Origin of the sequence: Pseudomonas lini, assembly GCF_030812475.1 — a bacterium.
Classification (GTDB): domain Bacteria; phylum Pseudomonadota; class Gammaproteobacteria; order Pseudomonadales; family Pseudomonadaceae; genus Aquipseudomonas; species Aquipseudomonas lini_A.
This window is the reverse complement of sequence record NZ_JAUSSR010000014.1, coordinates 168,314-181,094: the sequence shown is the minus strand read 5'-3', so window position 1 is coordinate 181,094 and position 12,781 is coordinate 168,314. Positions and strand designations below refer to the sequence as shown.

Here is a 12,781-nt window from a genome sequence, read left to right as displayed (position 1 = left end):
GTTTGTTTATTGCCAGTTGGAATAAGAAAGGACTTCATGAAACGTCTGCTGCTAACTGCGGTTCTCTCCGTATTGATGATCGCCGAAGTTCACGCCGAGTCCTTCACCATCTCTGATATTCGCGTCAATGGCCTCCAGCGGGTCTCCGCGGGTAGTGTCTTTGGTGCCTTGCCGTTGAACGTCGGTGAACAGGCGGACGATCGTCGCCTGGTGGAATCCACTCGTGCATTATTTAAAACCGGTTTCTTCCAGGATATCCAGTTGGGCCGTGACGGCAACGTCCTGGTCATTACTGTAGTCGAGCGTCCTTCGGTTGCCAGTATCGAGATCGAAGGTAACAAGGCGATCTCCACTGAAGACCTGATGAAGGGCCTCAAGCAATCCGGTCTGGCCGAAGGCGAGATCTTCCAGCGCGCCACTCTTGAAGGTGTACGTAACGAACTGCAGCGCCAGTACGTCGCCCAGGGTCGCTACTCGGCCTCCGTCGACACCGAAGTGGTGCCGCAGCCGCGTAACCGCGTTGCGCTGAAGGTCAACATCAACGAAGGCACCGTCGCGGCTATCCAGCACATCAACGTGGTGGGCAACACGGTTTTTGCCGACGAAGACCTGATCGACCTGTTCGAACTCAAGACCAGCAACTGGTTGTCGTTCTTCAAGAACGACGACAAGTACGCCCGCGAAAAACTGTCCGGCGACCTGGAGCGTCTGCGTTCCTATTATCTGGACCGTGGCTATATCAACATGGATATCGCCTCGACCCAGGTGTCCATCACCCCGGACAAGAAGCACGTCTATATCACCGTCAACGTCAACGAAGGCGAGAAGTACACCGTTCGCGACGTCAAGCTCAGCGGCGACCTGAAAGTCCCTGAAGACCAGGTCAAGTCCCTGTTGCTGGTGCAGAAAGGCCAGGTGTTCTCGCGCAAGCTGATGACCACCACGTCGGAACTGATCACCCGCCGCCTGGGTAACGAGGGTTACACCTTCGCCAACGTCAACGGCGTGCCTCAGCCTCACGATGACGATCACACGGTAGACATCACGTTCGCCGTCGATCCGGGCAAGCGTGCCTACGTCAACCGCATCAACTTCCGTGGCAACACCAAGTCCGAAGACGAAGTGCTGCGCCGTGAAATGCGTCAGATGGAAGGCGGCTGGGCTTCGACCTACCTGATCGACCAATCCAAGACCCGCCTCGAGCGCCTGGGCTTCTTCAAGGAAGTCAACGTCGAAACGCCGGCCGTGCCGGGCGTCGATGACCAGGTCGATGTGAACTACAGCGTCGAAGAACAGGCTTCCGGTTCGATTACCGCCAGCGTCGGTTTCGCGCAGAGCGCCGGTCTGATCCTCGGTGGTTCGATCACCCAGAACAACTTCCTGGGTACCGGTAACAAGGTCAGCGTCGGTTTGACCCGCAGTGAATACCAGAGCCGCTATAACTTCGGTTATGTCGACCCGTACTGGACTGCCGATGGCGTGAGCCTGGGTTACAACGCGTTCTATCGCACCACCGACTACGACGATCTCGACGTCGACGTGGCCAGCTATGCCGTGGACAGCCTGGGTGCTGGCGTGAGCGTCGGCTACCCGATCAGCGAGACTTCGCGCCTGACCTTCGGCCTGACTGCGCAACAAGACAAGATCAAGACCGGCGTCTACACCGTTGACGAGATCTTCGACTTCGTGAACAAGGAAGGCGACAACTACCTGAACTTCAAGGCCTCCGCCGGCTGGTCCGAGTCCACCCTGAACAAGGGCGTACTCGCCACCCGTGGCCGTTCCCAGAGCCTGGTACTGGAAACCACCACCCCTGGCAGCGACCTGTCGTTCTTCAAGCTCGATTACCGTGGCCAGGTGTTCCAGCCATTGAGCGAAAACTACACCATGCGCCTGCACACCGAATTGGGTTATGGCGACGGTTACGGTTCGACCGATGGCTTGCCATTCTATGAAAACTACTATGCTGGTGGTTTCAACTCGGTTCGTGGCTTCAAGGACAGCACCCTGGGTCCGCGCAGTACGCCTAGTCGTGGTACGAACCCGGGTACGTTGGCCGATCCGGACCAGGATCCGCTGCCGTTTGGTGGCAACGTCCTGATCCAGGGTGGTGTGGAGCTTCTGTTCCCTCTGCCGTTCGTCAAGGATCAGCGTTCCCTGCGTACTTCGGTATTCTGGGATGTGGGTAACGTCTTCGACTCGAAGTGTGAAGACACCACCAACGCCAACGGTTCGTCGTCCAATACCAAGTGCAACGACATCAGTCTGAGCAACATGGCCAGTTCCGTCGGTGTCGGCGTGACCTGGGTCACCGCGCTGGGTCCGCTGAGTTTCGCGTTGGCCATGCCGGTCAAGAAACCTGATGACGCTGAGACTCAAGTGTTCCAATTCTCCCTCGGCCAGACGTTCTAAGCGTCTGACCCAAGATAACGACAATGGATTTTGTAGGAGTGCATCGTGCGTAAGTTGACTCAATTGGTTCTCCTGGCGACCGTACTGGTAGCAGGTCCGGCTTTTGCCGACATGAAAATTGCCGTTCTGAACTATCAGATGGCCCTGCTGGAATCCAACGCAGCAAAGAAATACGCGGTGGATGCAGAGAAAAAATTCGGCCCTCAGCTGACCAAGCTCAAGACCCTGGAAAGCAGTGCCAAAGGCATTCAGGATCGTCTGATGGCGGGCGGCGACAAGATGCAGCAAGGCGAGCGTGAACGCCTGGAACTCGAGTTCAAGCAAAAGGCCCGTGACTTCCAGTTCCAGTCCAAGGAACTGAACGAAGCCAAAGCCGTCGCCGACCGTGAAATGCTCAAGCAGCTCAAGCCGAAACTGGACAGCGCTGTTGAAGAAGTCATCAAGAAAGGTGCTTTTGACCTGGTCTTCGAGCGTGGCGCAGTGATTGATGTCAAGCCTCAGTACGACATCACTCGCCAAGTTATCGAGCGCATGAATCAGCTGAAGTAATCATGACAGCGACCATGAAACTCGGCCAGCTGGCCGAGTTCCTCGGCGCCACCCTGAGTGGCGACGCGGAGAAGGAAATTACTGGGCTAGCCACTTTGCAAGAGGCTGGCCCAGCTCAGTTGAGCTTTCTGGCAAACCCTCAATACCGCAAATACCTGGCTGACAGCCGGGCCGCAGCCGTGTTGCTGAAGGCCGCCGATGCTGAAGGTTTTGTCGGTGATGCACTGGTGGTGGCCGATCCGTACCTGGCCTACGCCCGTATTTCCCACCTGTTCGATCCCAAGCCCAAGGCGGTCGCCGGGATTCACCCGACGGCAATCGTGGCGGCGGATGCGGTGGTCGATCCGGCGGCGAGTATCGGGGCCTTTGCCGTGATCGAAAGCGCGGCCCGCATTGCCGCCGGCGTGACCGTCGGCGCCCATTGCTTTATCGGCGCCCGCAGCGAGATTGGTGAAGGTGGGTGGTTGGCCCCGCGGGTCACGCTGTATCACGACGTGCGCATCGGCAAGCGGGTGGTGATTCAATCCGGTGCCGTGCTGGGTGGGGAGGGCTTCGGTTTTGCCAACGAGAAGGGTGTCTGGCAGAAGATCGCGCAGATCGGCGGAGTGCTGGTCGGCGATGATGTAGAGATCGGCGTGAACACTGCTGTCGATCGCGGTGCATTGGCCGATACGGTCATCGGCAACGGCGTCAAGCTCGACAATCAGATTCAGATCGCCCACAACGTGCAGATTGGTGATCACACCGCCATGGCCGCGTGCGTGGGGATCTCCGGCAGCAGCAAAATCGGCAAGCATTGCATGCTCGCCGGCGGCGTCGGGCTGGTGGGGCATATCGAAATCTGCGACAACGTTTTCATCACCGGGATGACCATGGTGACCCATTCGATTACCGAAAAGGGTTCCTATTCTTCCGGTACGGCCATGCAGCCGGCTGCCGAGTGGCGCAAGAGCGCGGCACGCCTGCGTCAACTCGATGACATCGCGCGGCGACTGCGACAGCTGGAAAAGCGGGTGGGGGAAGTGACCCCTGACGATAATGCTTCATCAGATGGCTGATACCATTTCCATATCAAGTGTGCACAGCCTCTAGACGGCCTCCTTGATTTGCTAGAGGAATGCGCGTCAGTCGCGCGTTCCCAATCTTTACATAGGCTTCCCCCCGAAATGATGGACATCAACGAGATTCGCGAATACCTGCCTCACCGTTACCCGTTCCTGCTGGTGGACCGGGTCGTGGATCTGGATGTGGAAGGCAAGCGCATTCGCGCCTACAAGAATGTCAGCATCAACGAACCTTTCTTCAATGGTCACTTCCCTGCGCATCCAATCATGCCGGGCGTGTTGATCATCGAAGCAATGGCTCAGGCTGCCGGGATCCTTGGTTTCAAAATGCTCGACGTGAAACCGGCCGATGGCACCCTCTATTACTTCGTCGGCTCCGACAAGCTGCGCTTCCGCCAGCCGGTCCTGCCGGGCGACCAGTTGATCCTGGAAGCCAAGTTCCTGAGCTGCAAGCGCCAGATCTGGAAATTCGAGTGCCAGGCTTCGGTCGATGGCAAGCCAGTCTGCTCCGCTGAAATCATCTGCGCGGAACGCAAACTATGAGTTTGATTGACCCTCGCGCAATCATCGATCCGGCGGCCATCCTGGCCGACGACGTCGAGGTCGGCCCCTGGTCGATCATCGGCGCAGGTGTGGAAATCGGCGAGGGGACAGTGATCGGGCCGCATGTGATTCTCAAAGGTCCGACCCGAATCGGTAAGCACAATCGCATCTACCAGTTTTCTTCGGTAGGCGAGGACACGCCCGATCTGAAATACAAAGGTGAAGAGACGCGCCTGGTTATCGGTGACCACAACATCATCCGCGAAGGCGTGACCATTCACCGCGGAACGGTCCAGGACCGTTCGGAAACGACCCTGGGTGATCACAACCTGATCATGGCCTACGCCCACATTGGCCACGACAGCGTCATCGGCAACCACTGCATCCTGGTGAACAACACTGCACTGGCGGGCCATGTGCACGTCCAGGACTGGGCGATCCTGTCCGGCTTTACTCTGGTTCACCAGTATTGCCACATCGGCGCCCACAGCTTTTCCGGCATGGGTACTGCCATTGGCAAGGACGTGCCAGCGTACGTCACGGTGTTCGGCAACCCGGCCGAAGCCCGGAGCATGAACTTCGAAGGCATGCGCCGTCGTGGTTTCAGCGAAGACGCCATCCACGCCTTGCGTCGCGCCTACAAGGTGGTTTACCGCCAGGGCCTGACGGTCGAGCAGGCGCTCGCCGAACTGACCGAACCTTCGGCGCAGTTTCCGGAAGTCGCGGTATTTCGTGATTCCATCCAGTCTTCGACCCGCGGCATCACGCGTTAATCATGGCTAATCTGCGTATTGCGCTGGTGGCCGGTGAGGCTTCCGGTGACATTCTCGGCGCCGGTCTGATGCGCGCGCTCAAGGCTCGGCAGCCAGCGGTGGAGTTCATCGGCGTCGGTGGCCCGTTGATGCAGGCAGAAGGCCTGACCTCGTATTTCCCGATGGAACGACTTTCCGTGATGGGCCTGGTGGAAGTGCTGGGCCGTTTGCGTGAGTTGCTCAAGCGCCGCAAGCAGCTGGTCGCCGACCTGATCGCCGAGAAGCCGGACGTGTTCATCGGCATCGATGCCCCGGACTTCACCCTCAACATCGAGCTCAAGCTACGTCAGGCCGGGATCAAGACCGTGCATTACGTCAGCCCGTCGGTCTGGGCCTGGCGACAGAAGCGGGTGCTGAAGATTCGCGAAGGTTGCGACCTGATGCTGACGCTGTTCCCGTTCGAAGCGAAATTCTACGAAGAGAAGGGCGTGCCGGTCCGGTTTGTCGGGCACTCCCTGGCCGATGCGATCCCGCTCGAAGCGGATCGCGCCGCCGCACGTGCCGAACTCGGCCTGCCGGACGGACCGCTGGTCGCACTGATGCCCGGCAGTCGCGGTGGCGAGGTGGGGCGTCTGGGGGCGTTGTTCCTCGATACCGCCCAGCGTCTGCGGGCCCTGCGCCCTGGCGTGCGCTTCGTCCTGCCTTGCGCCAGCCCCGAGCGGCGCAGGCAACTCGAGGAATTGCTCACCGGTCGCGATCTGCCGCTGACCCTGCTCGACGGCAAGTCCCATCTGGCCCTGGCGGCCTGCGACGCGGTGTTGATTGCCTCGGGTACGGCAACCCTTGAAGCCTTGCTGTACAAGCGGCCGATGGTGGTTGCCTACCGCCTGGCGCCACTGACGTTCTGGATCCTCAAACGCATGGTGAAAAGCCCGTACGTGTCCTTGCCGAACCTGCTGGCCCAGCGCCTGCTGGTGCCCGAGCTGTTGCAGGACGATGCGACGGTCGAAGCGCTGGCCCAGACCCTGTCGCCGCTGATCGAGGGTGGCGAAGAGCAGACCCGCGGTTTTGACCAGATTCACCGGACCCTTCGTCTGGATGCCTCCAACCAGGCTGCGGATGCAGTGCTGAACCTGATCGGTCAAGTACAATGAAAAAAACAAGCATGCAAATGGGGCTGGATTTCAACTTGGTCGCTGAAGTCGAAGAGTTGGTTGCCGGTGTCGACGAAGTGGGTCGAGGGCCGCTCTGTGGCGCCGTGGTCACCGCTGCGGTTATCCTCGATCCAAGCCGACCGATCCTGGGGCTGAACGACTCGAAGAAACTGACCGAAGCCCGTCGTGAAAAGCTTTATGACGAAATCTGCGAAAAAGCCCTCAGCTGGTGCATCGCGCGCGCCGAAGTCGAAGAAATCGACCAGTTGAACATCCTTCACGCCACCATGCTGGCCATGCAGCGCGCCGTTGAAGGCCTGCACATCACGCCAAGACTGGCGATGATCGACGGCAACCGTTGCCCGAAACTGTCGATGCGCGCCGAAGCGGTGATTCAGGGTGACGCCCTGGTACCGGCCATCGCCGCGGCATCGATTCTGGCCAAGGTCAGTCGCGACCGTGAAATGGCTGCTTTCGAATTGGTTTACCCGGGGTACGGCATCGGTGGCCACAAAGGCTACCCGACTCCCGTTCATCTGGAAGCCCTGGCCCGCCTGGGGCCGACCCCCATCCACCGACGCTCCTTCGCTCCGGTACGCCTGGCTTACGAGGCGCGGGCAACCCTGATCGTGGGTTAGTCCGAGACGGCTTGTATTTTGTGATTGTGTATATATCCGTTTCTGCGGTAACGGCTACTTACGGTTCCGCTCTTACAGCGGGTCACTTTGGAAGAGCCTGCGCGGCCCGGCGCAAAGTAACCAAAACGCTTGGCCCCTGACGTCCGGTGCCTCGCCTAGGCTCGGCATGCCCTCGCTCCGGTCCTGCTCCGTGGGCCCGCCGCCATCGGCCATCCATGGCCGGGGGCGGCTAACCCGGCATCCATGCCGGGTTGCCCACTGCGCAGAACCTCCACTCGGCCTCACGACGGGGCAGATCAAGATCAAAAGCCGCAGGCGAGCTAACGCTCGGCCTGTTGAGTGGTGAAAAGCAAAAGCCCTACGCCAATCTTCCGTAGGAGCTGGCTTGCCGGCGAAGGCGTCCGTTCAGTCCAAAAATTTTACAGCTGACCCACCGCTTTCGCTGCGGTGCGGCGATCCGACAAGCCAGCTCCTACAGTTGATCGTGTGATGCCCGGCACCGGGTTCGCTGAAGTTGCTGTTGCTGTTGCTGTTGCTGTTGCCGTTGCTGTTGCTGTTGCCGTTGCTTTGGCTTTGGCTTTGGCTTCAGATCTGCCGCCCCTTTCCCAGAGGCCGAACGCAGGCGTTGCGCAGGGGGCACCGCGGCAAGGATGCCGCGGTAGCCGCCCCCGGCCATGGATGGCCGATGGCGGCGGGCCCCCGGAGCAATGCCGGAGTGAGGGCATGCCGAGCCTAGGCGAGGCACCGAATGGCGGGGCAAAAGCCCTTGGTTACTTGGGGCTCTTCCAAGTGACCCGCCGTAAGGGCGGAACCATAAGAAGCCGTTACCGCAGCAACGGATATGTACCCACCCAACACAGCCAACACACCCAATCCCCCCGCCGTTACCGCAAAACCAGCCACACACTCACTCACACAATCAAAAAGTCCCGCCGACCATCAGGCCGCCACCCATTTTCTTAAGTGAACAGCATTACGGTACAATCCGGGCCTTGTTGTTTTTCATGTTTAGACAGGATCACCATGCCGGCTTCATTCGTTCACCTACGCCTGCACACTGAATATTCCCTGGTCGACGGTCTGGTGCGGATCAAACCGCTGGTCAAGACCCTCGTCGGCATGAACATGCCTGCCGTAGCGGTCACCGACCAGAACAACATGTGTTCCCTGGTCAAATTCTACAAAGCGGCCATGGGCGCAGGGATCAAGCCGATCTGCGGCGCCGACCTGTGGTTGTCGAACAAGGATCCGGATAACGCCCTGAGCCGGATCAGCCTGCTGGCCATGAACGCCGTGGGTTATCGCAACCTCACCGAACTGATCTCCCGTGGCTTCATCGACGGCCAGCGCAATGGCTCGGTCATCATCGAGCGCGAGTGGGTGGCCGAAGCCAGCGAAGGCTTGATCATGCTGTCGGCGGCAAAAGAAGGTGAGATCGGCCTGGCCATGCTCAGCGGCAACCCGGCCGAGGCGGAAAACCTGGCGCGGGAATGGATGGCGGTGTTCCCGGATCGTTTTTACCTGGAAATTCAGCGCACCCATCGTCCCAACGATGAAGAACAGTTGCACGGCGCCGTGGCGCTGGCCGAGAAGATCGGTGCGCCGCTGGTAGCCACCAACGACGTGCGCTTCATCAAGCAGGAAGACTTCGCCGCTCACGAAACCCGCGTCTGCATCGGTGAAGGCCGCGCCCTCGACGATCCGCGGCGCTCGAAGAACTACAGCGATCAGCAATACCTCAAAAGCGCAGAGGAAATGGCCGAGCTGTTCAGCGACATTCCCGAGGCGCTGGCCAACACCGTCGAGATCGCCAAGCGCTGCAACATCGAAGTGAAGCTGGGCACTCACTTCCTGCCCAACTTCCCGATCCCCGATGGCATGACCATCGACGAATATTTTCGCAAGGTTTCGTTCGACGGACTGGAAGAGCGCCTCAGCGTACTGCTGCCCAGAGACACCACTGAAGACTACGAAGCAAAGCGTCAGGTGTATGTCGACAGGTTGAATTTCGAGCTGGATATCATCATCCAGATGGGCTTCCCCGGTTACTTCCTGATCGTGATGGACTTTATCCAGTGGGCCAAGAGCAACGGGGTGCCGGTGGGGCCGGGCCGGGGGTCGGGTGCCGGATCGCTGGTGGCCTATGTGCAGAAGATCACCGACCTCGATCCGCTGGAATATGACTTGCTGTTCGAACGTTTCCTTAACCCGGAACGGGTATCGATGCCCGACTTCGACGTCGACTTCTGCATGGATGGCCGCGATCGCGTGATCGACTACGTGGCAGAGAAATACGGCCGCAACGCGGTGAGCCAGATCATCACCTTCGGTTCCATGGCGGCCAAGGCTGTGGTCCGTGACGTGGCGCGGGTGCAGGGCAAGTCCTACGGTTTGGCGGATCGTCTGTCGAAGATGATCCCGTTCGAAGTCGGCATGACCCTGGAAAAGGCCTACGAACAGGAAGAAATCCTGCGGGACTTCATCAAGGTCGATGAAGAGGCCGCGGAAATCTGGGAGATGGCGCGCAAGCTCGAAGGCGTCGTGCGTAACGTCGGCAAGCACGCCGGTGGTGTGGTGATCGCGCCGACCAAGCTGACCGACTTTTCGCCTATCTATTGCGATGAAGCCGGTGACGGCCTGGTGACCCAGTTCGACAAGGACGACGTTGAAGCCGCCGGCCTGGTGAAGTTCGACTTCCTTGGTCTGCGAACCCTGACGGTCATCGATTGGGCGCTGAAAACCATCAACCGCGACCGGGCGAAGGTCGATGAGCCGCCGCTGGACATCGCGTTCATCCCGCTGGATGACAAACCGACTTACCAGTTGCTGCAAAAAGCTGAAACCACCGCGGTGTTCCAGCTCGAGTCCCGGGGCATGAAGGAGCTGATCAAAAAGCTCAAGCCCGACTGCCTGGAAGACTTGATCGCGCTGGTGGCCCTGTTCCGTCCGGGCCCCTTGCAATCGGGCATGGTTGACGACTTCATCAACCGTAAGCACGGTCGCGCCGAACTCGCGTACCCGCACTCGGATTACCAGTACGAAGGCCTCAAGCCGGTGCTGGCGCCGACTTACGGCATCATCCTGTATCAGGAACAGGTGATGCAGATCGCCCAGGTCATGGCCGGTTACACCCTCGGCGGTGCGGACATGCTGCGGCGGGCCATGGGTAAGAAAAAACCCGAAGAAATGGCCAAGCAGCGCGGCGGTTTCATTGACGGTTGCAAGACCAACAATATCGACGCCGACCTGGCCGGTAACATTTTCGACCTGGTGGAAAAATTCGCCGGCTACGGCTTCAACAAATCCCACTCCGCCGCGTATGGCCTGGTCTCGTACCAGACCGCGTGGTTGAAGACGCACTACCCGGCGCCGTTCATGGCCGCGGTACTGTCGGCGGATATGCACAACACCGACAAGGTCGTGACCTTGATCGAAGAAATCCGCAGCATGAAGCTGCGTCTCGACGCGCCGGATGTGAATGCCTCGGAGTTCAAGTTCACGGTAAACGACGAGGGCCGTATCATTTACGGCCTCGGCGCGATCAAGGGCGTTGGCGAAGGGCCGGTCGAGGCGATTACCGAGGCGCGGCAGAACGGGCCGTTCAAGGACCTGTTCGATTTCTGTGCCCGGGTCGACCTCAAGCGGATCAACAAGCGCACACTGGACGGTTTGATCCGCAGTGGTGCGCTGGATCGTCTGGGTCCGTATTTTCATGATGAGCCGAAAGCCTATCAAGCCAGCATCGACCAGAACCGCGCGGTCTTGTTGAATGCGATGGAAGGGGCGATCAAGGCCGCCGAACAAACGGCCCGCACCCACGACAGCGGTCACGCGGACTTGTTTGGCGGGCTGTTCGTCGAGGAAGACGCCGATGTCTACGCCAATCACCGCAAGGCCAAGGAGCTGACCCTCAAGGAACGTCTCAAAGGGGAGAAAGACACCCTGGGCCTGTACCTGACCGGTCACCCGATCGACGAATATGAAGGCGAAATCCGTCGTTTCGCCCGTCAGCGCATCATCGACCTGAAACCGGCCCGGGATACCCAGACAGTCGCGGGCATGATCATCGCCCTGCGCGTGATGAAGAACAAAAAGGGCGACAAGATGGGGTTCATCACCCTGGACGACCGCTCTGGCCGGATCGAAGCCTCGCTGTTCGCCGACGCGTTCCATTCCGCGCAGTCGCTGCTGCAGACCGACGCGATGGTGGTAGTCGAAGGCGAAGTCAGCAACGACGACTTCTCCGGTGGCCTGCGCCTGCGGGTCAAGCGGGTGATGAGCATGGAAGATGCGCGCACCAACCTTGCAGAAAGCCTGCGCCTGAAGCTGCAGACAAAAGATCTCAAAGGCGATCAGCTGCGCTGGCTGGGTGAGCTGTTCAAGCGTCACCGCGGTGCGTGCCCGATCACCATGGAATACACCAGTCCCGATGCGAAGGCCCTGCTGCAGTTCGGCGAGACCTGGCGGATCGACCCGGCGGATGCCTTGATTCAAGCCCTGCGTGACCAGTTCGGGCGAGACAACGTCTTCCTCCAATACCGTTGACGGTCAGGCCTCATTCTTCTCCATCCAGAACGCGGCCTGATCTCGACCGAATTATTTAATCTCGACCTGAACGCGCCTGTCCCTTAAGGTAGGGCGCGAATAGACAACCGGCCGGCCCAAGTTCCCTTGGAGGTCGACCCAAGACGGACGCCTATGAACCCGAATTTTCTAGATTTCGAACAGCCGATCGCCGACCTGCAAGCCAAGATCGAAGAGTTGCGCTTGGTCGGTAATGACAATTCGCTGAATATCGGCGATGAGATCTCCCGCCTGCAGGACAAAAGCAGCACGTTGACCGAAGACATCTTCGGCAAGCTGACCAGCTGGCAGATCGCACGTCTGGCGCGTCACCCGAAACGTCCCTATACCCTGGACTACATCGAGCACATCTTCACCGAGTTCGACGAACTGCACGGCGACCGTCACTTCTCCGACGACGCTGCGATCGTTGGCGGCATTGCTCGTCTGGACGACCAGCCGGTGATGATCATCGGTCACCAGAAAGGCCGGGAAGTGCGCGAGAAAGTCCGCCGCAACTTCGGCATGCCGCGTCCGGAAGGCTACCGCAAGGCGTGCCGCCTGATGGAAATGGCCGAGCGTTTCAAAATGCCGATCCTGACCTTCATCGACACCCCGGGCGCTTACCCGGGTATCGACGCCGAAGAGCGCAACCAGAGCGAAGCCATTGCCTGGAACCTGCGTGTCATGGCTCGCCTGAAGACCCCGATCATCGCCACCGTCATCGGTGAGGGTGGTTCCGGCGGTGCATTGGCGATCGGCGTGTGCGATCAGTTGAACATGCTGCAGTATTCGACCTACGCGGTGATTTCGCCGGAAGGTTGTGCTTCGATTCTGTGGAAAACCTCAGACAAAGCCCCGGATGCCGCTGAAGCCATGGGCATCACCGCCGAGCGCCTCAAAGGCCTGGGCATCGTGGATAAAGTGATCAGCGAGCCGTTGGGCGGCGCCCACCGTGATCCAGCCAAGGCGGCCGCCTCGATCCGTGCCGAGCTGAGTTCGCAACTGTCGATGTTGAAGAAGTTCGATAACGAAGCGCTGCTGGCTCGTCGTTACGAGCGACTGATGAGCTACGGTCTGTAACTGGACGCCGCTTCTGCCAACGA

9 protein-coding genes are annotated in these 12,781 nt (G+C 59.6%); all 9 read left to right on the top strand.

The features are described from left to right. The first annotated feature begins 36 nt into the window (after nt 1-36). The 9 genes from bamA to J2W17_RS24925 all read left to right on the top strand — a co-directional run bounded on the left by bamA (nt 37) and on the right by J2W17_RS24925 (nt 12,758). Entirely contained in the window at nt 37-2,412 is a 2,376-nt protein-coding gene (gene bamA, locus J2W17_RS24965; protein ID WP_307340940.1) for an outer membrane protein assembly factor BamA, read from the top strand. A gap of 45 nt (nt 2,413-2,457) precedes the next feature. Next, nucleotides 2,458-2,961 (top strand): OmpH family outer membrane protein, encoded by a 504-nt coding sequence (locus J2W17_RS24960; protein ID WP_064676108.1) that lies wholly within the window; start codon nt 2,458-2,460, stop codon nt 2,959-2,961. A 2-nt stretch (nt 2,962-2,963) separates the two neighbouring features. Continuing rightward, nucleotides 2,964-4,019: a UDP-3-O-(3-hydroxymyristoyl)glucosamine N-acyltransferase gene (gene lpxD, locus J2W17_RS24955; protein WP_307340934.1), complete on the top strand. Its 1,056-nt coding sequence runs from the start codon at nt 2,964-2,966 to the stop codon at nt 4,017-4,019. A gap of 108 nt (nt 4,020-4,127) precedes the next feature. Further along, a complete protein-coding gene (gene fabZ, locus J2W17_RS24950) occupies nt 4,128-4,568 on the top strand; it encodes a 3-hydroxyacyl-ACP dehydratase FabZ (RefSeq protein WP_007907157.1) in 441 nt (146 codons plus the stop codon). Next, on the top strand, nt 4,565-5,341 hold the full coding sequence (lpxA, locus tag J2W17_RS24945; RefSeq protein ID WP_307340928.1) for an acyl-ACP--UDP-N-acetylglucosamine O-acyltransferase: 777 nt from the start codon (nt 4,565-4,567) through the stop codon (nt 5,339-5,341). The genes fabZ and lpxA overlap by 4 nt, the downstream gene beginning before the upstream one ends. Nucleotides 5,342-5,343: 2 nt before the next feature. Further along, nucleotides 5,344-6,474, top strand: a complete 1,131-nt coding sequence (lpxB, locus tag J2W17_RS24940; protein ID WP_307340924.1) for a lipid-A-disaccharide synthase — start codon at nt 5,344-5,346, stop codon at nt 6,472-6,474. A gap of 11 nt (nt 6,475-6,485) precedes the next feature. Beyond that, the gene (rnhB, locus tag J2W17_RS24935) at nt 6,486-7,112 is read left to right on the top strand and encodes a ribonuclease HII (RefSeq protein WP_307341032.1); all 627 of its coding nucleotides are present in this window, start codon (nt 6,486-6,488) and stop codon (nt 7,110-7,112) included. 1,023 nt (nt 7,113-8,135) lie between these two features. After that, nucleotides 8,136-11,657: a DNA polymerase III subunit alpha gene (gene dnaE, locus J2W17_RS24930; protein ID WP_307340921.1), complete on the top strand. Its 3,522-nt coding sequence runs from the start codon at nt 8,136-8,138 to the stop codon at nt 11,655-11,657. 153 nt (nt 11,658-11,810) lie between these two features. Continuing rightward, the gene (locus J2W17_RS24925) at nt 11,811-12,758 is read left to right on the top strand and encodes an acetyl-CoA carboxylase carboxyltransferase subunit alpha (protein WP_307340918.1); all 948 of its coding nucleotides are present in this window, start codon (nt 11,811-11,813) and stop codon (nt 12,756-12,758) included. Nucleotides 12,759-12,781: the final 23 nt, after the last annotated feature.